The organism is Paenibacillus sp. FSL R5-0887 (assembly GCF_038002305.1).
Lineage (GTDB): Bacteria > Bacillota > Bacilli > Paenibacillales > Paenibacillaceae > Paenibacillus_AQ > Paenibacillus_AQ odorifer.
On the sequence record NZ_JBBOCE010000001.1, the window covers coordinates 3,152,813 to 3,173,644 of the forward strand.

Annotated in this window: 16 protein-coding genes; all 16 read right to left on the reverse strand. The window is 45.4% G+C overall.

The window, feature by feature from the left end; genetic code table 11:
• Nucleotides 1-26: 26 nt before the first annotated feature.
• The 16 genes from murD to MKY14_RS14185 all read right to left on the reverse strand — a co-directional run bounded on the left by murD (nt 27) and on the right by MKY14_RS14185 (nt 20,804).
• Nucleotides 27-1,448: a UDP-N-acetylmuramoyl-L-alanine--D-glutamate ligase gene (murD, locus tag MKY14_RS14110; protein ID WP_340976682.1), complete on the reverse strand. Its 1,422-nt coding sequence runs from the start codon at nt 1,446-1,448 to the stop codon at nt 27-29.
• A 3-nt stretch (nt 1,449-1,451) separates the two neighbouring features.
• The gene (mraY, locus tag MKY14_RS14115; RefSeq protein WP_036683653.1) at nt 1,452-2,417 is read right to left on the reverse strand and encodes a phospho-N-acetylmuramoyl-pentapeptide-transferase; all 966 of its coding nucleotides are present in this window, start codon (nt 2,415-2,417) and stop codon (nt 1,452-1,454) included.
• A 21-nt stretch (nt 2,418-2,438) separates the two neighbouring features.
• Nucleotides 2,439-3,845, reverse strand: a complete 1,407-nt coding sequence (locus MKY14_RS14120) for a UDP-N-acetylmuramoyl-tripeptide--D-alanyl-D-alanine ligase (protein WP_076306391.1) — start codon at nt 3,843-3,845, stop codon at nt 2,439-2,441.
• Nucleotides 3,842-5,329 (reverse strand): UDP-N-acetylmuramoyl-L-alanyl-D-glutamate--2,6-diaminopimelate ligase, encoded by a 1,488-nt coding sequence (locus tag MKY14_RS14125; protein WP_038572864.1) that lies wholly within the window; start codon nt 5,327-5,329, stop codon nt 3,842-3,844. The genes MKY14_RS14120 and MKY14_RS14125 overlap by 4 nt, the downstream gene beginning before the upstream one ends.
• Nucleotides 5,330-5,384: 55 nt before the next feature.
• The gene (locus tag MKY14_RS14130; RefSeq protein WP_076136530.1) at nt 5,385-7,310 is read right to left on the reverse strand and encodes a stage V sporulation protein D; all 1,926 of its coding nucleotides are present in this window, start codon (nt 7,308-7,310) and stop codon (nt 5,385-5,387) included.
• 79 nt (nt 7,311-7,389) lie between these two features.
• A complete protein-coding gene (locus tag MKY14_RS14135; protein WP_076217859.1) occupies nt 7,390-9,624 on the reverse strand; it encodes a penicillin-binding transpeptidase domain-containing protein in 2,235 nt (744 codons plus the stop codon).
• Between the two features lie 46 nt (nt 9,625-9,670).
• Entirely contained in the window at nt 9,671-10,063 is a 393-nt protein-coding gene (locus tag MKY14_RS14140) for a septum formation initiator family protein (RefSeq protein ID WP_036683668.1), read from the reverse strand.
• 23 nt (nt 10,064-10,086) lie between these two features.
• Nucleotides 10,087-11,040, reverse strand: a complete 954-nt coding sequence (gene rsmH / locus MKY14_RS14145) for a 16S rRNA (cytosine(1402)-N(4))-methyltransferase RsmH (RefSeq protein WP_036683671.1) — start codon at nt 11,038-11,040, stop codon at nt 10,087-10,089.
• A 36-nt stretch (nt 11,041-11,076) separates the two neighbouring features.
• The gene (gene mraZ, locus MKY14_RS14150; RefSeq protein ID WP_036683674.1) at nt 11,077-11,514 is read right to left on the reverse strand and encodes a division/cell wall cluster transcriptional repressor MraZ; all 438 of its coding nucleotides are present in this window, start codon (nt 11,512-11,514) and stop codon (nt 11,077-11,079) included.
• Nucleotides 11,515-11,777: 263 nt separating this feature from the next.
• Complete coding sequence (locus MKY14_RS14155) at nt 11,778-13,049, reverse strand: adenosylhomocysteinase (protein ID WP_170914265.1); 1,272 nt, start codon at nt 13,047-13,049, stop codon at nt 11,778-11,780.
• 166 nt (nt 13,050-13,215) lie between these two features.
• Nucleotides 13,216-14,847: a bacillithiol biosynthesis cysteine-adding enzyme BshC gene (bshC, locus tag MKY14_RS14160; RefSeq protein ID WP_340976684.1), complete on the reverse strand. Its 1,632-nt coding sequence runs from the start codon at nt 14,845-14,847 to the stop codon at nt 13,216-13,218.
• Between the two features lie 230 nt (nt 14,848-15,077).
• On the reverse strand, nt 15,078-15,998 hold the full coding sequence (locus MKY14_RS14165; RefSeq protein ID WP_036683682.1) for an ABC transporter ATP-binding protein: 921 nt from the start codon (nt 15,996-15,998) through the stop codon (nt 15,078-15,080).
• Complete coding sequence (locus tag MKY14_RS14170; protein ID WP_036683686.1) at nt 15,995-16,990, reverse strand: ABC transporter ATP-binding protein; 996 nt, start codon at nt 16,988-16,990, stop codon at nt 15,995-15,997. Before MKY14_RS14170 ends, MKY14_RS14165 begins: the two co-directional genes overlap by 4 nt.
• Before the next feature lie 11 nt (nt 16,991-17,001).
• Nucleotides 17,002-17,937 (reverse strand): ABC transporter permease, encoded by a 936-nt coding sequence (locus MKY14_RS14175; RefSeq protein ID WP_036683689.1) that lies wholly within the window; start codon nt 17,935-17,937, stop codon nt 17,002-17,004.
• A gap of 3 nt (nt 17,938-17,940) precedes the next feature.
• Nucleotides 17,941-18,873, reverse strand: coding sequence for an ABC transporter permease (locus MKY14_RS14180; protein ID WP_036683691.1), 933 nt, complete (start codon nt 18,871-18,873; stop codon nt 17,941-17,943).
• A 221-nt stretch (nt 18,874-19,094) separates the two neighbouring features.
• A complete protein-coding gene (locus MKY14_RS14185; RefSeq protein WP_076129042.1) occupies nt 19,095-20,804 on the reverse strand; it encodes a peptide ABC transporter substrate-binding protein in 1,710 nt (569 codons plus the stop codon).
• Between the last annotated feature and the right edge of the window lie 28 nt (nt 20,805-20,832).

Consider the following 20,832-nt stretch of genomic DNA (forward strand, 5'->3'; position numbering starts at 1 on the left):
TAGTAGGGGCTTATCCACCCCCCTACTTAAAGGTTATGCACCGCCTCTTTAAAAATACACCCGCGCTCTTCATAGGATGTAAACATATCCCAACTAGCACATGCAGGAGACAGGAGAACGATATCTCCTTCTTCCGCCAGAGCGGAAGCTTCCCGCACAGCTGCTTGCAGCACGGCGGCGGCGCTCTCCCCATTATCGACGGAGATAATCTGCTTTAATCCTGCCAGCTGTGCTACATTTATTAGCTTGTCCTTGGTTTGTCCTAACGCCACCAAAGCTTTGACGCGTCCGCTCAGGACAGGCAGCAGCTCCATATAATCGGAGCCACGGTCTAATCCGCCAGCGATCAATACCACCGGCCGCTGAAACGATGTCAAAGCCGTAATTGTCGCTTTGGAGTTCGTTGCTTTGGAATTGTTATAATAAGCGGCTCCAGCCTTATCAGCTACATACTCCAGCCGGTGCTCCACACCGCGAAAAGAAGAAAGCACTCCGCTTAATAAAGAGGGGGCAGCTCCAGCGGCAATAGCAATACCACAGGCAGCCAGCGCATTCCCCACATTAAAGCGACCCGGAAGGGCGATGGAATCCACATCCGCGATTATCGTTTCCTTGTCCGCAGATTCGCGATAGATAATGTGGCGCTTCAGCTCATCATCTTGCCCCGTAATGTAGGACGGGCTAACAAATACTCCATGAGGCAGCTCCTCAAACAAGGAGAATGGAAGAATCGAAGCCTTCATATAGGGTACAAGTTCCCGGCAGACAGGATCATCCCAGTTCAGCACTGCTGTATCCGTAGCTAATTGATTAGCGAACAGCTTGGTTTTGGAATCCACATAATCTTTCATGCTTCCATGATAATCCAGATGGGTCTCTGCAATATTCAGCAGACAGCCTATCTTAGGCCGGAAGGTCTCCGTACCTTTAAGTTGAAAGCTGCTAAGCTCAACTACCATCCAGTTATCCTCGGTAGCCTCTTGTGCAGCTTGACAGAGAGGCGTACCAATGTTGCCCGCAACTATAGGGTTCATTCCCGCAGCTTCCAGCATATGGCCTACCCAGGTCGTCGTTGTCGTCTTACCATTGGAACCCGTGATCCCGATCATCGGCGCTGCACAAAGTCGATATGCCACCTCTACCTCTGTGACCACTTCAATTCCAAGCTCAATTGCCTTTTGTACAGGAGGCGCAGAATAAGGAATGCCTGGATTCTTGATTACCAGACTTACACCTTCATGAATAAGACCTTCCGGATGCCCACCGCATATAACACAAATTCCCAAAGATTCCAATTCGGAAGCTTCGGGACTTTGATCTCTTTCCTTTTTATCATTCACCGTAACTACAGCGCCGCGTTCATGCAGCACTTTAGCCACCTGGACACCGCTTTTAGCAAGCCCAAGAACCACAACTTCTTCACCACGATACTTATCTGGATGTTTCATTCTCTACAACCCCTTGCTAATAAATAGTCCCACAGCAGCCAACACCAAGCTAACCGCCCAGAACGAAATTACCACACGCCACTCCGACCAGCCACCAAGCTCAAAATGATGGTGAATCGGGCTCATTCTGAATACACGTTTGCCACGGGTTTTAAATGAAACGACTTGAATCACAACGGACAACATTTCAATTACAAAAACACCGCCAATGATGAGAAACAGCAGCTCACTCTTCGTGACAATAGCAATAGCACCTATCGCGCCACCAATACCAAACGAACCCGTATCCCCCATAAATACTTTAGCAGGGTGGGCATTAAACACAAGAAAGCCAAGTACAGCACCAATCATGGCCGCAGCACATACACCTGCCGCAATAGACGTAGCCTGCATTGCCACCACCGCGTATGCGGCCAAAGCAATGGCACTAACCCCAGACAACAGTCCATCGACTCCATCTGTAAAGTTAACGGCATTCGTCACTGCCATCATCATAATAATGATGAATGGATAATAGAACCAGCCACCCCAATCAAAGCTGAAATCAGTACCTGGAACGCTGATACTTGTACTGTGTCCGGCATAGATCAGAAGACCGCACATTAAAGCACCAACCAGCAGCTGTCCAAATAACTTTTGACGTGCTGTGAGCCCTAAGGAACGCTTAAACACAATTTTGATATAGTCATCCAAAAATCCAATCAATCCAAAACCAAGCGTAGCTACAAGCAGTACATAAAAATCTGTATTCACCACAGAAAATTTCAGATAAGACAAGGTAAAAGCTACGATAATCACGATACCGCCCATAGTCGGCGTTCCCGCTTTCTTCAAATGGGTTTGCGGTCCGTCATCTCGCACCTGCTGTCCGAATTTCATCCTGCGCAGAAGCGGAATGAAGAGCGGAGCGGCAATGACCGCAAGGATAAAGGAAACAGCAATAGTCAATAACAATAGTTGATAATCCATGGGTACACCCCCTCCAATGATTTAGGTCTGTTGAATATCTTTATTTAGGCTCTGAAGCACTTCCTCGAGCTTCATCCCTCTTGATCCTTTAAATAGAACAATATCCTTAGCACTGCATTTCTCTAGAAGGACAGCGGTTAGTTCCGCTTTATCTGTAAAAGCTTTTACGCGCTCTTTGCCGAATTTCTCTTCTGCTGCTTTGGCAATATGAACGGATAATGGTCCGTAAGTACATACAAAATCAGTTAATGAAGGGTCAAGGTAGTAGCCTATTTCTTGATGAAATTCTACTTCCTCCGGCCCAAGTTCCAGCATGTCCCCGAGCACAGCGATTTTATTGCCACTGCATTTCATAGATTGCAGGACATCTATAGCCGCCTTCATAGAAGTAGGGCTGGCATTATAAGCATCGTTTAAAAGCGTAAGTCCGGAGGAAGTCCGAATCACTTCAATCCGCATGCCCGTCAACTTGAGCCTGCTGAGACCCTCCTTCATATTCTGCTCCGTAACCCCAAAATGACGAGCAACCGCTAGTGCAGCCAGAGCGTTAACAACGTTATGCTGACCTGGCAGCGGTAATGTAAAAGCATGTTCCTTATGACGGCTTGACGTGAACGTCATGCCACCAGTATGGGACATCATCCCTGTTGGATAATCATCATTATCCTCATTTAGACCAAATCGGAAGGTTCTCATCCCTTCTGGAGCCTTAAAAGTGGACTCTTGCATTACCTCAGTCAGCAGCGGTTCGTCACCATTATAAATCAGCAATCCCCCCGGCTTCAGCCCTTCAGCAATCTCCAGCTTGGCGCGGGCTATTTCTTTACGTGACCCCAGCTGCAGTAAATGCGACTCGCCTACATTAGTAATTACCGCTACGTCTGGTTCAGCCAAAGAAGCCAGCAGAGCAATTTCTCCCCGCGAGCTCATCCCCATTTCAAGTACAGCGATCTCTGTATCCTCAGCCATGGATAAAATAGTAAGCGGAAGACCGATATGATTATTGAAATTCCCTGCTGTCTTATGCACTTTGAACTGCACTTCAAGCAGAGACATAATGATATCTTTTGTTGTTGTTTTCCCGTTGCTGCCCGTAACAGCGACAACCTGTGGAGCCACTTCCTTCAGATAAGCAGCGGACAACTTCTGAAGAGCCTCTAGTGTATCTTCAACAATAATAACTCCGCCACCTTCAGGTACCGGTCCTTTATCGCGTTGCCACAAGGTTGCACCCGCACCAGCAGCCAGTGCTGCGGCAGCATAGTGGTGACCATCGAATTTGTCTCCAGATAGAGGCACAAACAGGCAGCCGGGTGTGATCTTACGGGAGTCGGTAACGACTCCCGTAAGGGTTGTATTCATAGCTTCGACAGCAGCAGGTTCCCCTGCGCACATGGCAGCAATATTTTCAAGCGTTCTTGTAATCAATAGTTTCGGCCCCTTATAACTTCTTTAGCGACGATGCGGTCATCGAAATCATGAACCACTCCGCCAATCAGTTGATAGGTCTCATGACCTTTCCCCGCAATCAATACTACATCGCCAGGGCTTGCCATTTCAATAGCCTTCCCGATAGCTTCTCGGCGATCAACAATCATATGATACCGGTCAGAGGTGACTCCATCCTCTACTAGTCCTGCTTCTATATCCTTCAAGATTAGTTGAGGGTCCTCCGTCCGGGGGTTGTCAGAAGTTACGAATACCATGTCGCTATATCGTGCAGCGATCTTCCCCATTAATGGACGTTTCGTCCGGTCTCTGTCACCGCCACAGCCAAATACTGTAAGCACTTTGCCGGTAGCAAATTCGCAGACCGTTTTTAATACATTCTCTAGCCCGTCTGGTGTATGTGCGTAGTCAACGATAACAGCAAATTCCTGACCTTCATCCACTGACTCCACCCGTCCAGCTACACCATCGATTGCCTCAAGACTAGTCTTGATATCAGCCAGAGAGACATCTTCCAATAAAGCAGCTGTAATCGCCGCGAGTGCATTGTAGACATTGAACTTACCAACCATACGGAGCGAAATGTCCGTCTTCCCCTTAAACGTATCTACATGGAAAAAAGTTCCTTTTGCGGTGATCGATATTTGCGAAGCTCGGACATTAGCGTTGTTATCAATGCCATATGTAATCACTTCCGCCGCAGTTTGGGCTGCAAAATATTGACTGGCTTCATCATCCGCGTTCAACACCGCATATTTGCGTTCTTCCTTCCACGGAGAGATCACATTTCCCAATCTGGAGAAAAAGAGCCCTTTAACCGCCCGATACTCCTCCATTGTATGATGATAATCCAGATGATCTTGGGTTAAGTTCGTAAAAATTGCCGTACGGAAGTCCGCACCCTTCACACGTCCTTGCTGAAGTGCGTGAGAGGATACTTCCATTACGCAACATTCCACACCTTTGGAAGCCATATCATGAAGGGAACGCTGCAGATCTAGCGATTCTGGAGTTGTGCCTGACATAGGGTAGCTTTTGCCGTCATAGCGCATTTGAATCGTTCCAATCAGACCTGTCTTCATATTCTGATCCTGCATAATCCGCTCAATGAGATAAGTCGTTGTTGTTTTGCCGTTTGTGCCCGTCACTCCGATCATTCTCATCCGGCTGCTAGGTGAGCCAAAGAAAGCATTCGACATGACAGACATCGCAAACCGGCAGTCATCCACAACAATCTGCGGGATATCAAGCTCCAGCTTGTGCTCACATACAATAGCCGCCGCTCCGGAGGCTACTGCTTGCGGCGCATATTTGTGCCCGTCCACGGTGTGGCCAGGCAAACAAATGAATAGATCTCCCGGGCCTACACGGCGGGAATCCGTCTGAAGATCAGTAATCTCCACATCTCCATCCCCGTATAGTTGCGAAGTAGCAAGACAAGCAGATAATTCGTTAACTTTCATAGTAATCCCTCACTCTACATTTTCGGATACGAGCTGAAACCTTATACCTTAATCATTATTCACTAGATGCTCCCATATAAATCCTGATGGTTGAGCCCTGTTCTACTCTGGCCCCAGCCTTAGGAGCTTGATTGATGACCGTATTTCCTGTGCCTGAACGTGCAAGATTAAAATTCATATTTAAATCCTCATAGATATCCTGCACCGTTGCTCCGGTAAGATCAGGTACGGTCACTATCGGAGTTTCGCCATACTTATAAGTTTTGGGAAGCTGATCACTGCGCTCCGGAATCTTCATATAGTGCAGCGAGTCTTCCAAAATATTTTGCACGATTGGAGCTGCAACCACACCCCCAAATTGAATCCCTTTCGGATTATCCACGGCAGTGTACACAACGATCTGAGGATCATCCGCTGGCGCAAAGCCAATAAAAGAAACAATGTGCTCTGTTGGAGAATAACGTCCATTTACAACCTTCTGTGCAGTACCCGTCTTGCCACCTACACGATAGCCGTCAATAAAAGCCGGCCGTCCTGTGCCTTTGGCAACCACGCTCTCAAGTGCTGCCCGCACCTTCTTGGATGTTTCCTCCGAAATGACCTGCCGCACAAGCTCTGGCTTCACCTCTGATACAGTCTCTCCAGTAACCGGGTTAACCCATGCTTTTGTTACATGAGGTTTATAGAGATTACCGCCGTTGATAGCCGCGGATACCGCAGCAATCTGCTGAATAGGCGTAACCGAAACCCCTTGACCAAAGGCTGTAGTCGAAAGCTCTACCGGACCTACTTGATTAAGCTTGAACAGAATACCATTAGCTTCCCCATTCAGATCAATTCCCGTTTTGCTCCCAAAACCAAAATCCCTAATATATTTGAAAAGTGATTCTTTTCCCAGCCGTTGCCCTAAGGCGACAAACCCAGGGTTACAAGAGTTCTCAACTACCTGTAGAAAGGTTTGACTACCATGACCGCCCTTTTTCCAGCAGCGCAGCTTTGCGCCCGCCACCTCGATAAAACCCGGATCATAGAAATGATCGTTCTGAAGATCTACTTTACCTTCCTGCAGCGCAGCAGCCAGAGTGATGATTTTGAACGTTGAACCAGGTTCATAGGTCATCCAGATAGGCAGATTCCGGTTGTAAATCTGCGCATCATATTCCTTGTATGATGCTGGTTCATACCCCGGTCTGCTAGCCATGGCTAGTATCTCACCATTCTTCGGATTCATAGCTATAGCCCAAGCACCCTGCGCCTGATATTTTACCATAGCCTGATCAAGCTCACGTTCCATAATGGACTGGATCTGTTTATCAATCGTCAGCTCCAGATTAAGTCCGTCTTGAGGGGCAGAATATTTCTCAGATGAGCCAGGCATAAGTCTTCCGCCCGCATCAGACAAATAAGAAATATTGCCGGCTATACCTTTGAGCAGATTGTCATATATACTCTCTACTCCTGTAATACCCTGGTTATCTATACCTGTGAAGCCTAGAATATGCGCGGCTAAATCGCCGTAAGGGTAATACCTTTTGCTATCCTCAGCGACAACGATGCCCGGCAGCTGCAAATCACGGATGCTCGCGGCAAGATCCATCGTAATTTTGCGGCCGCCGGGCTGAAGTTTCACCGACATTTCTTTTTTGGACAGCAATGTCATCAGCTTCTCCTCAGTCATCCCAAGCAGTGGAGCTAATTGCTGTGCTGTCTTTTGCTTCTCTTTTACCTGCACCGGTACTGCATACACTGTAGGTGTGGTGATATTAGAAACGAGCGGCACACCTTCACGATCCATAATTTCACCACGTTTAGCGGTAAAAGGAATATTGCGGCGCAAGGAATCTTCTACCTTCGCAGTCAGTTCCTCGCCTTGAGATAATTGCACATACGCAAGACGCACGACCAGCGAACCGAATAACACTGCCAGTCCCAGCAATGTCCACAGCATTCTCCGCCGTGTTACGACTTTGGAAACCTTCATTCCGTTCTCCCCCACTTTCAACAATAGACATGAGCTCTTATCTTCATGACTATTCGGGACAAACAGGGGTTAGAACAAGCTATGTTCCGCTCTCGGAATCTGTCCCCTCATCAGCAGGCGGGGCCACGGGAATATCTTCGCCATAATCATTTAATGGCTTCATTTTCAAAGTGACCAAGGTCTTGCCATTTTGCGTGCCTACAATCTGTTCTGAGACGTAACCTTCACCGTCTACCGCAATCTCTACTTTTAGTAGAGTTAGAATTTCAAGTGCATCACGCAGGGATTCCCCTTTTAAATCTGGAATGGTAGGCTGAGCCCCCTGCGGACTTAATAAATAGATCCGTTGCCCTGTAGCAAGCTTCGTACCTGCCTCAGGATATTGACTCTCTACAGTAGATCCTTCACCGACCACTACATAATCGAAGCCTTGATCCAAAAGTGCTTCTCTTGCTTCCTTCATCGTCTTGTCTGTTAGATCTGGTGTAGTCCGAAGTGCGACTGTTTCAGTCTTAGCCGGCTTTTTGCTGCTGCTATCACTAGCCTCAGACGCCAGCTTAGGTACTCCCATGTATTGCAGAGACTGGGATACAATCTCTTTAAATACTGGAGCAGCTGCCTTACCGCCGCCAACCTCAACGTTCGGTTCGTCAATAATGACAATAACAGCGATCTTTGGATCATCAACAGGAGCATAACCAATAAAGGAGACAAGTACTTTGGATTTCACATAATCCTTACCTTCAACCTTGATAGCCGTTCCTGTCTTACCTGCCACGCGATAGCCGTCAATATAAGCGTTGCGGCCTGTTCCTTTTACTTGGTCAGCAACAACCTGCTCCAAATATTCACCCGTTTTCTTGGCGCTTTCCTCATCAATCACCTGACGCACTACACTAGGCTGAGTAACCTTTGTCTCACCAGTGTTAGGGTTTGTGACCTCCTTAACTACATACGGAGTCATCAACTTCCCCCCATTAGCTATAGCAGATACGGCAACTAGCTGTTGAAGTGGGGTTACTAGCACTTTACCGTGTCCATATGCGAGTGTCGCAATTTCTATAGGACGTCCAAGGTTAGGGTTAACGACCCCGCTTACTTCTCCCGGCAGATCGATTCCCGTTTTCTCATTGAAGCCAAAATCATTGATATACTGTAATAGCTTGTCCTGTCCGAGCATTTCATATAGCTTAACGAATAGAACGTTACTAGAACGTTTCACACCTTCAAGAAAACTGATTTGCCCCCATCCAGCATGATTAATATCATGCAGTGCCTTACTATATCCCTTTATCCGGATGGACCCGGACAAAAATGTCGCAACAGGATCAAAAAGCTTTTCTTCTACTGCGGCGGCAAGCGTTACAATTTTGAAAGTGGAACCAGGCTCGTATTTAGATTTAATAGCATGATTATAGAATCCCGCCCCATCGGCCCCGGTCTTCCAAAATTCATTTGGATTATAGGTAGGCATATTGGCTAATCCCAAAATCTCCATCGTGTTCGGATCAGCAGCAATGACACTCATACTTTTTGGCTTATATTGCGCATACGCCTTTTGCATGGCCTCTTCTATATAATGCTGGATCGTACTATCGATTGTAAGCTTGAAATTACTTCCATTTACTACTGGCTTATAGGTATCTTGTGAATCCGGCAATTTTACCCCTTGACCGTCACTTTGATAAAGCAGCTTGCCATCGGCACCCTTAAGCTCCGTATCAAAGTATTTTTCCAGTCCCATGATAGCATTGCCGTCCCTATCTGTATAACCTAAGATATGTGCAGCTAATTCATCTTTTGGATAATATCGTTTCTGCTCTCTAACAAGTCCAATACCGGTCTCTTGAATTTTATGTTCTTTACCTAGGGCTACATAAAATTCTTTCACCTTATCGGCAAGCTCCTGATCAATCTTCCAGCCTTCATTACGAATTTCCCGGTTCTTGAGGTAAGCACCCGTCTTTTCGTCCTTGGCTTCAACCAGCTTACGCAGCTCATCCTCTGGTTTGCCGAGCAATTCGTGTAATCCTGTGATGACCTCTTCCCCGATGCCTTGTTGTTGAATCACTTCAGGATTCACCACCACGGTATAAGCAGGGACATCGCTAGCGAGCACACTCCCGTTACGGTCAGAAATCGTACCTCGCTCCGCTTTGATAGTTGAGGTATGCGCCCAAAGTGTGGCGGCCTTTTCCTGCCATTCCTCACCTTGCATAACTTGAATCCAGAACACTCTAACGATCAAAACAAGAAAAAAGAGGGTAATACACCCTCCTATAAACAGCGTGCGAAGTTTTATTCTTTTCAGCATAAGCGAACCTCACAACTTTTTTTATTGCGATCTTGCCAATCGCTCACTAATTATCACCTGGAGTCGTTGCCGAGCTTGCCGGAATATAGATTGTTGCATTCTCATCCGGGGACACATAACCAAGATCCCGTGCTTTTTGGGCGACTTTCTGCTCTAGATTCTGCTTTTCCATCTGATACGTAGAAATCTGCTTCTTGGCTGTTGCAATATCCTGATCTAATTTCTGAGCCTGCAAGTTCAAATCATAAATTTGGACGTAACGTGAAATCAGGGTGATCGCCACCAGAACGCATACTCCTAGCGTCAGCATATACAAAAGTTTCTCTTGCAGCGGAAGTACTCTTCGTCTGGTAACTACTTTTGTCTTCTCGCGGTAAAGGGGGTTTACCTCTTCTTTTCTTTTGGGCTGAACTGCTAAATTGCCGCGGGTATAGGCCATCTCTGACTCTCCTTTATCGTCAATTACAATTTTTCTGCAATGCGCAGCTTAGCTGAGCGGGCTCGGGTATTAAGCTCAAGCTCTTCTTCAGAAGGCACAAGCGGTTTACGATTGATTAACTTAAGCGTGCCTTTCGCGCCGCATACGCAAAACGGAAAGTCAGGCGGGCATGTACATCTGCTTAAATAGCTGCTAAAAATTTGCTTGCAAATTCGGTCTTCGAGCGAATGAAAGGTGATGACGGATACTCTGCCTCCTGGTGCAAGGCAACGTACTGCACTATGTAGCCCTTCTTCAAAAGCACCCAATTCGTCATTCACAGCAATCCTTAATCCTTGAAAGCTACGTTTAGCGGGATGCCCGCCTGTTCTTCGAGCAGCTGCCGGGATACCTTCCTTGATCAGTTCTGCTAATTCTCCTGTTGTCTCAATAGGAGCTTCTTCTCTTCTGTCTACAATTTTTCTAGCGATTCTCCGCGAGAATTTCTCTTCTCCATATTGGAAAAGAACACGGGCAATCTCCTGCTCGGACCATGTATTCACAATTTCAGCAGCCGTCAAAAGTGCTGACTGATCCATGCGCATGTCCAGCGGAGCATCATGATTGTAACTAAAGCCTCGTTCCCCTTCGTCAAACTGAGGAGAGGATACGCCAAGATCAAAGAGCACTCCATCTACTTGGGGAATACCATCTGTTTGTGGCACAAAGGGCACATCCTTAAGTACACTCTCCAGATCACGGAAGTTAGTCTTAATAGTCACAACCTTGTCTCCGTATTCCGCTAATCTTTCTTTGGCGTTCTCCAAAGCCCAATCATCTTGATCCAAACAGATTAAACGGCCTTCGCCGCTAAGTTTGGAAGCGATAAGTGAGCTGTGACCCGCTCCACCGAGAGTGCAATCTACATAGATTCCGTCTTTTTTGATGTGCAGCCCTTCTGTCGCTTCTTCCTTAAGCACCGTGATGTGGTGAAACAAGCTGCATCCCTCCAGGACAGTATTCGTTATTGTGTTTTATAGATCAAAATTGAAATCCACCAATTTCTCAGCGATTTCGTTGAACGATTCCTCGGACTGTTCGAAGTACTGTTCCCAAAGCTCTTTGTTCCAGATTTCCACCCGGTTCGAAACGCCCAGAATGACACAGTCTTTGTCCAGTTTGGCATACTGCCGTAAATTGGCCGGCAGATTTACCCTTCCCTGCTTATCCCAAACACATTCAGTTGCACCTGAGAAAAAAAAGCGGCTAAATGCGCGGGCATCTGATTTCATCAGCGAAAGGCTTTTAAGCTTTTGTTCCATGATTGCCCATTCTTCCATGGGATAAACAAACAGGCAGGAGTCTAGGCCGCGGGTCGTCACGAAGGAGGTTCCGAGCAATTCACGGAGTTTAGCCGGAATAATGATTCGGCCTTTGTCGTCAATGCTGTGTTGATACTCTCCCATGAACATCCTTTTTCCCACCCCTAATCCCCGAATCCCCACTTTACCCCACTTTTCACCACTTAAGCATAATAGATTCGCCATTAAAAATCAAAAACCTTTTTCTGGCCAAGGAAATTTTTCCTAAATCAGATAGCTCGTTTCCCGAAAAACATTTCTCCACAGAAAAAAGCCATACAATCGGAATCTTGTCCGTTGCATGGCTTTGTTAAAAAAGTTGCTTCAGTTCAAGGTACACTGGTTAATACACTTTATTGTTATGCGTTCGGTTATTAATCGTTCAAATTCCAGCTGTCCAAATAATCCACTTGTGCCGGAGTGAGGCTATCGATGTTAATGCCCAGACTTTCCAGCTTATAACGTGCTACTTGCTCATCCAGCTCATAAGGAACATTTTCAACTTTTACGCCAATGCTCTTATAATTATCATTTACATATTTCAGCGACAGTGCCTGGAGTGCAAAGGTTGTATCCATAATTTCAGCAGGGTGACCATCAGCAGCACCCAGATTTACAAGTCTGCCTTCAGCAAGCAGATATAATTTACGTCCGTCACGAAGCTGGTACTCTTCGATATTTTTGCGAACGGTACGTTGGGATACGGATCTTTCCGACAGCTCAGGCTTATTCACTTCAACGTCGAAATGGCCCGCGTTGCACATGATTGCTCCATCCTTCATCACATCATAATGTTCACCGCGAATTACATAACGGTTACCAGTTACTGTAACGAAGAAATCACCAACCTTAGCTGCTTCCAGCATTGGCATTACTTCAAAACCGTCCATATGTGCTTCAACGGCTTTAATCGCATCAACTTCTGTGACAACTACTTTTGCTCCAAGTCCTTTGGCGCGCATGGCAACACCTTTACCACACCAGCCGTAACCGACAACAACTACTGTTTTGCCCGCTACGATAAGGTTGGTTGTGCGAATAATTCCATCCCATGCCGATTGGCCAGTGCCATAACGGTTATCAAATAAATATTTGCAGTAGGCATCATTAACCGCGACCATTGGGAACTTCAATACGCCTTGCTTTTGCAGAGCTTTTAAACGAATAATCCCGGTAGTTGTTTCTTCAGCACCCCCGCGAATATTCTCCATCAGATCAGGACGCTCCGAATGCAGCAATGTAGCAAAATCCCCACCGTCATCAATAATCAAGTCCGGTTTGCTCTCCAGTGCTTTGATATTAAGGGCTTTAAATTCTTCAGGAGACGGATTGTATTTAGCAAATACTGTGATTCCATCCTCCACAAGCGCTGCACAAACATCATCCTGTGTAGAAAGTGGATTCGAACCTGTAATGGTTACATCTGCACCACCAGCTTTGACAACCTTCGCCAAATAAGCGGTTTTAGCTTCCAAATGCAATGTGATCGATACTTTCAGACCTTTAAATGGCTGTTCTGCTTCAAACTGCTCACGAATACGGTTCAGTACCGGCATATGCTGGCGAACCCAGTCGATTTTCAAATGCCCTTCCGGTGCGAGTGACATATCAGCCACGATACTATTTTGTTTAGATGAACTCATTATGAAACCTCCTAAAAGTTTTGTGGAGCTATACTTCTATGATCCACTTCGCAATAAAACTTGCTCCGTAAGCATACGCTTTGTTTTGTGAGCGTTACTCCAGTGATCTGCTTCGTACAAAACTCACTTCGTAAGCAAAAGCTTAGTTTTGTGGAAAGCGATACTTCCATTACATATAAATGATGCGATGTGTTCCACTGTAATCCGGTTCAACCGTCATTAACTCATCCAGCCAAGCAAGCCCGTACCGGTTCAAGTAATACATGATATTGTACACTCTTTCCTGCAGTTTACCCAGTGGCATTAACGACAGCTCGATTCGCTCCCATTGCCGGATTGCAGCTTCGTTCTGTTTTGCCATTGCATCTTGGGCTTTCGCCTGTAAAAAAGTAATTTGATCTAGAATCTTCTCTTTATTGTTATTCCCCAGCTTAAGCAGACCGGCCTGAACCGTTCCAAGCTGCTCAATCAGCGGTTCGTACATGGCGGCGAATGAGGTCTTGGTTTCTTCAAAACGACGTTTAATCCCCAGCTCATCCTGTGCGGCCAGCCATTCATGTCTTTTGTGATCCAGTCCTTGTCTTACATCCTCAAAGCTAAGTTGATATTTATCCATATGCTTGTGCAGCGTACCTTCTACGACTGTAAAAGACATTCTAGGGATAATTAACGGCATTTCTCCCCCAATGGTCTCAAACGCACGACGCGGAATGGCCCAGTAAGCAATCTCACCTTGACCCAGCACCGTTGCCAGAACAGGCAACACATAATCCTGCATAAGTGGACGTGTCAGCACATTATTGCTAAAGCGTTCCGGATGTGCCTGCACCTCCTCAAGTAATTCATCACGGGAAAAGGATACCTGACCCTTGCGATCCGTAAAGATTCCGTCCTTCTTGTGAAGCAGAAGCCGTGTACCTTCATGAATATAAAAGAGGTTGGCATTGCCAGCTGTAACATCAGCCTGAAGCTCATATCCGGCGCCCACAATATCAGAAGCAGAATTCATATACGCTGTTTCCAGTGCATCATTCTGCATAATTAGCGAAGTGAAAAATGGCTGTTCTAACTTACGTAAGTTGGGATCAGCAGAATCAAGCAGAATTAGACCAAATTTACCAAATAATGAACCCATCAGCTTGGCAAATGCATCTGTCATACTATCTGCTCTAAAAGAAGAAGTGCGAATGAATTCCATAATCTGCGGCTTAAAGTCGCTTTCCTGAAGCAGACCGTCTAACTGTTCCACTACCTGCTGCCAGCTTTCCTCTTCTACACGAATATCACTTACTGAGGAGCGTTTCTCTTCTGACTTTTCTATCTTAATCTTAGTAATCTCCTGCGTACGATTCAGTACATACGTATGATTCACTTCATCCCAGTCATGATCTTCACCTGCAATCCAGAATAAAGGAACTACCGGTCGGCCGAGTTGTTCAGCTGCTTCTTTTGCCGCCATAATAGTAGTTGCAGCTTTATATACCACTAACAGGGGTCCAGTAAATAGTCCGCTTTGCTGCCCACCTGTCACCACTAATGTCCCCGGCTGCTCTAAGAGAGCCAGCGAAGCCATCACCGCATCATGCGAGTTATGCTTTTCATTATATTGACGTAGACACTCAGCAATCTGAGTCCGGTCGGCACGAAGGCTTTCTCTGCCGTCTAGCCACTCTGCCCTTCTACTTCTACTTTCTTTATTGCGGAAATCCCCACCGTACAAATGACTAACCTTTTCAAAATGATCTATATAGTCGCGCGAGAGTGCAGATCCACCCTTGAGCGGTTCCGTTACAATATTCATTTGCTAGTGCCTCCAGTTCTACTAAGCAGTTATATGTAAATCCAAGTTCGTAAAAACTCTCTATGATTGTATCCAAAGTCAGGAGCCGCGTCAAAGTAAAACATGTCTTGATATCAGCAACATAGGTACAGCCAACTGTTCAATTATACTATAAATTCATTAAATAATATCCTAAATACATACAAGAGGCGAGAGCATAATGCTCCCGCCTTTGAAAACCTAAGTATAAATTATGCGAATTTTTTGCTGACAAAGTGGCCTTTAGATACTTCTACTAATTCAAAGTCACTGTCATTGGTCTTATCGTTAGCAGAATAAATAGGGCTGCCAAGCTCATCATGCAAGTGAATACGTTTTTTGTTGACTTCAATTTCCGGATCCGGAACTGGAATAGCCGACAATAGGGATTTAGTATAAGGGTGGATAGGATTTGCATACAGCTCTTCACTTTCCGCCAACTCAACCATTTTACCCAAGTACATAACTGCTACGCGATCACTGATATGTTTAACCATGGACAGATCATGCGCGATGAAAAGATAAGTCAATCCAAGACGATCTTGCAATTCTTTAAGCAAGTTAACGACCTGAGCTTGAATGGATACGTCAAGTGCGGAAATCGGCTCATCACAAACGATGAACTTAGGATTAACCGCTAACGAACGGGCAATCCCGATACGTTGACGTTGTCCACCGGAGAATTCATGCGGATAACGGGTTGCATGGTCATGGTTAAGACCAACCATATCCAGCAGTTCTTCAATCCGTTTCTTACGTTCTGCACGGCTGCCAGCCATTCCGTGAATGTCCAGTGCCTCGCCGATGATATCAGAAACCGTAAACCGCGGGTTAAGCGATGCGTACGGATCTTGGAAAATCATTTGCATGTCACGGCGCATAGCCTTCATTTGATTTCCAGGCAATTTATAAATGTCTGTACCATTATATTTCACACTTCCAGCAGTAGGCTCATACAAGCGAAGAATCGTACGTCCAGCAGTAGTCTTACCACAACCGGACTCACCTACCATCCCAAGTGTCTCGCCCTCACGGATCGTGAAGTTAATATTATCAACAGCCTTAAGAACCTTACCTTTACCTACATTAAAATATTTCTTAAGACCTTCTACCTCTATTAGGTTCTTACTCAAGAGTACTGCACCTCCTTGGCCATCGAATGCAGATTCCAGCAACGCGCCATATGCGTTTCGCTGAATTCTGTGGCGCCGGGATCGATTTGTTCGCACACATGCATCGCTTCATTACAACGAGCAGTGAACGGACAGCCGATCGGCGGCTTGATCAGATCTGGCGGTGTGCCGATGATCGGAATAAGCGGCTCGCCTTTCTTTTGGTCCAGACGCGGCATTGAGCGCAGCAGACCTTTGGTGTATGGATGTTGTGGATTTTTAAAGATTTCCCATCTTGTTCCGGTCTCCACAACCTCACCTGCATACATTACAATCACCCGATCACACATGCCAGCAACTACGCCCAGATCATGTGTAATCAGAATAATGGAGGTACCTAGTTTTTGCTGCATCTCTCTCATAACTTCCATGATCTGCGCCTGAATGGTTACATCTAGAGCTGTTGTAGGCTCATCTGCTATCAGCAAAGCCGGACGGCAAGCTAACGCGATTGCGATCATTACACGCTGGCGCATACCGCCTGAGAATTCGTGGGGATATTGGTTAAAGCGAGCCTCCGCATTTTTGATGCCTACTAATTTCAACATCTCCATACCTTGCTTTTTCGCTTCGGCCGCTGACATTTTCTGATGTTTAATCAAAACTTCAGTGATCTGTTTGCCCACTTTGATGGTTGGGTTCAGAGAAGTCATCGGGTCTTGAAAAATCATGCCAATATCTTTACCGCGAATAGATTCCATTTCTTTCATGCTTTTGTCTAGCAGATTCTGTCCTTGAAAAATAATCTCTCCCTTTTTCACTTTAGAAGGTGGAGAAGGGATCAACCGCATAATCGATTGAGCAGTTACACTCTTACCGCTGCCGGACTCGCCGACGATGGCAACCGTTTCGCCTTTGCCAATTTCAAAATTCATACCACGGACAGCTTGTACTTCTCCGCCCTTAACAAAAAAGGAAATATGCAAATCTTTGACTTGTAAAATAGGTTCCATCCATATTCCTCCTATTTCTTCAGCTTAGGATCAAGCGCGTCACGAAGACCATCACCGAAAATGTTGAAAGAAAGCATTGTTAAGCTGATTAGGATCGCAGGGAACAAGAAGCGCCATGGATAGTACAACCAGCCGGTGAGTGAGTCATTGATCATCGATCCAAGTGAAGCAACAGGAGCTTGTACACCAAGACCCAAGAAGCTTAGGAAGGCCTCAGCAAAGATAGCATTTGGTACAGACAGTGTAATGGTTACGATAATCGGACCAACCGCATTCGGCAGAAGGTGCTTGAACAACAGTCTCGCAGAACCAGCACCCATGGAACGGGACGCCAATACGAATTCACGATTCTTGAGCTGCATAATTTCTCCACGCACAATCCACGACATCGTAATCCAGCCTGTAATGGTTAGAGCTAGGATGATTGTTCCAAGACTTGGCTCAAGAACGACCAAGAGCAAGATTACAACCAGCAAATAAGGAATAGAATACAAAATTTCAGAGAATTTATTCATAATATTATCTACACGGCCGCCGAAGAAGCCCATAATGCCTCCGTAGATAACACCAATGAACAAGTCGATGGCTGCCGCAGCAAGACCAACGATCAAGGAAATCCGTGCACCGTACCAAGTACGAACAAAGATATCACGACCAAGATCATCCGTTCCAAACCAGTGATCGGAGGAAGGGGGCTTATTGGTGCTCATCAAATCATTAGAATAATAGTTATATTTCGAGATAAAAGGTGCAAAAATCGCTGCAAGTACAATCAAACCCAGGATACCGAGCGCAGTCATCGCCATTTTATTTTGACGCAACCGTTGCCAAGAGTCTTTCCAAGCAGAGAGACTCTCACGCTGGATAACTTCGGCTTCTTTTTCATCTACACCGACTTTTTGAAAATCTTCCGGTTTTAGATTTAGCAAGTTATTTTCAGTAGCCACTATTTAGCCCTCCTTTCCTCCACTTAATTTCATACGTGGGTCAATTAATACATAAGCAATATCCGTAATAAAGCGGGCAACCATGAGTAATACACCATAGAAAATGGTTATCCCCATAATAACGGTATAGTCACGGACACCAATCGCTTCCACGAACTGTTTACCAATACCCCCAACACCAAAGATCTGCTCGATAACAACCGAACCAGTTACGATGTTAGCTGTCATTGGACCCATATAAGTAACAACAGGTAGAATTCCGTTACGAAGTACATGGCGGCTCAGAATAGCCATCCAGCTCAATCCCTTTGCTTTAGCCGTTTTGATATAATCCGCATTCAAAACTTCAAGCATACTTGAACGGGTCAAGCGGGCGATAAAGGCGATCGGCTGTGCCGAGAGCGCGGCCACGGGTAAGAAATAATAGATTGGCCCTTTAAAACCTGAAACCGGTACCCAACCCAGTTTGAAAGCAAATACATACTGCAGTAATGACGCGACTACAAAGCTCGGAACCGCAATCCCCAGAACTGCCAGCACCATAGCTGCGCTGTCAATAAACTTTCTGTGATAGAGTGCCGCCAACATGCCGAGAAATACTCCGACAATAACCGCCACAACGATTGCGACGAGTCCCAGCTTCAGCGACGCTGAAAAGGTTTGACTGATCAAATGTGATACATCTTGATTTAGGCGTTTCATTGAGACACCTAGGTCACCTTGGATAATATCACCTAAATACTTAAAATACTGATGAGAGAGCGGCTTGTCCAGACCATATTGTTCCATCAGACGTGCTTTAATTTCTGGCGGTACCTTCTTTTCAGAAGTAAACGGATCCCCCGGAATAGCTTTCATCAAGAAAAAGGTAGCTGAAATCAATACAAATAGAGAAACCAACATATAGAAAAACTTATTTGCGACATAACGAACCATCCCCATCACACCTCCTCCGACAATTTTTGATACACATAATAATGATTTTATGAAAAAAACGGATTTTTGTCTATTTTCTATATATGTTATTAATAACATTAATTAACAAATAGACAGGAATACAAAAAAAAGGGATATATATGGAATTCCACATATATATCCCGAAGTATTCTGCAACTTCAGTCAACTAACTATTCTGTTGTAATTACTAAAGCAATATCTTAGTGCTCAAGCAAGTATCCGCGAGTCAAGTCAATTGCACCACTAAAGTCAAGAGTAACACCTTTAAGGTACTCTTTAGTCAGGGAGTTGTTAGTGTAGTAGTACAAAGGAATCAGAACCATATCTTGCTCAATGAGCAATTTCTCAGCTGCAGCAAACTTTTCTTGACGTACTGCCAAGTCAGTGCTTGTTTTAGCTTCGCTGATCAATTTGTCATACTCAGGGTTAGCGTAACCAGTATCATTGTTACCGCCACCTGTTACCCACATATCAAGGAAAGTCATTGGATCATTGTAATCCGCAGTCCAACCAGCACGAGCAACTTGGTAGTTCAGGTTTTGACGGTTTTCAATAAATACAGCCCACTCTTGGTTAACGGTTTGTACGTCGATACCAAGATTGTTTTTCCACATATCAGCAATCGCCAAAGCGATTTTCTTGTGACCTTCACTTGTGTTGTAAGTCAGGGAGAATGTAGGCAGTTTATCCATACCTTCTTCTTTCAGACCTTCAGCAAGCAATGTTTTAGCTTGTTCTAGATCTTCAGTGAAGTAGCTATCTTTAACTGCTGTACGGTATTCACCATCAGCACCAGCGATACCCGGAGGTACATAACCGTAGGCTGGGAATTGTCCACCTTGTACTACATTGTCAATCAAAGCTTGACGGTTAATGGACATTGCAAGAGCCTTACGGATTTTAGCGTTTGTGAAAGGTTTTTCAGTGATATTGAATTCGTAGTAGTATACGGAAGCAATACCTTTACGGCTGAATTCGTTAGGAAGTTCTTTTTGCACGATTGGAATTTGTTCTGATGGAATTTCACCAGTTGGTCCACCGGCACGATCGTATTCACCGTTCTTGTAGCTGAGCAGCTCAGTTGCACCGCTGTTTACAAGGGAGAAGTCGATTTTGTTAAGTTTAATGGAATCTTTATCCCAATATTTATCGTTTTTAGTTACAACAAGTGTTTGACCTGTAGTCCACTCTGTAAGAGTGAAAGCACCGTTAACGATCATAGTATCTTTGCTTGTTGCCCATTTAGGATTACTCTCAATGGATTTGTGTACAGGGTAATAAGTGTAGAAGGAAAGCAATCCAAGGAAGTAAGGAGTTGGGGCTTCAAGAGTAACTTCAAGAGTTTTCTCATCAACCGCTTTGACACCTACTTGACTGAAATCGGTAATTTCCTTGTTGTAGAACTTTTGAGCATTTTTGATGTAGTACAATTGATAAGCGTAAGGTGCAGCGGATGCAGCAGCAGGATCGAGCACGCGTTTCCAAGCGCGAACGAAGTCTTCTGTTGTTACAGGATCGCCATTACTCCATTGTGAATCACGGAGTTTGAAAGTATATACCAGACCGTCAGCGGAAACTTCCCAGCTTTCAGCTACACCTGGTTCAGCTTGACCAGATTCAGCATTCATGCGAGTCAGACCTTCGTACATTGTTGTCAGGACAGTGTGAGCTTGGCTATCTTGAGCCAATCCTGGGTCAAATGTTGGAGGCTCAGAACTAAGGTTAATTCTCAATGTTTGGTCAGCAGCCAATTTTTCTTCTGTAGCTGCATTACCAGTTGCCGTGTTACCAGTGTTAGCATTGTTACCTTTATTGCCGCTGTTTGCATTGTTTCCGCCGCAGCCAGCAAGCACTGTGCCGATAACAAGTACTAATGCAATCATTAGCAATAGACTTTTACTCTTCTTCATCTAGCAGTTCCCCCTAAATAGAATGTGG

Coding starts and splice junctions, on each gene's coding strand:
- MKY14_RS14135 (WP_076217859.1), bottom strand. CDS start 9,624: ATGCTGAAAAGAATAAAACTTCGCACGCTGTTTATAGGAGGGTGTATT.
- MKY14_RS14130 (WP_076136530.1), bottom strand. CDS start 7,310: ATGAAGGTTTCCAAAGTCGTAACACGGCGGAGAATGCTGTGGACATTG.
- MKY14_RS14170 (WP_036683686.1), bottom strand. CDS start 16,990: ATGGAACCTATTTTACAAGTCAAAGATTTGCATATTTCCTTTTTTGTT.
- bshC (WP_340976684.1), bottom strand. CDS start 14,847: ATGAATATTGTAACGGAACCGCTCAAGGGTGGATCTGCACTCTCGCGC.
- mraY (WP_036683653.1), bottom strand. CDS start 2,417: ATGGATTATCAACTATTGTTATTGACTATTGCTGTTTCCTTTATCCTT.
- MKY14_RS14125 (WP_038572864.1), bottom strand. CDS start 5,329: ATGAAAGTTAACGAATTATCTGCTTGTCTTGCTACTTCGCAACTATAC.
- murD (WP_340976682.1), bottom strand. CDS start 1,448: ATGAAACATCCAGATAAGTATCGTGGTGAAGAAGTTGTGGTTCTTGGG.
- MKY14_RS14185 (WP_076129042.1), bottom strand. CDS start 20,804: ATGAAGAAGAGTAAAAGTCTATTGCTAATGATTGCATTAGTACTTGTT.
- MKY14_RS14140 (WP_036683668.1), bottom strand. CDS start 10,063: ATGGCCTATACCCGCGGCAATTTAGCAGTTCAGCCCAAAAGAAAAGAA.
- MKY14_RS14180 (WP_036683691.1), bottom strand. CDS start 18,873: ATGGTTCGTTATGTCGCAAATAAGTTTTTCTATATGTTGGTTTCTCTA.
- mraZ (WP_036683674.1), bottom strand. CDS start 11,514: ATGTTCATGGGAGAGTATCAACACAGCATTGACGACAAAGGCCGAATC.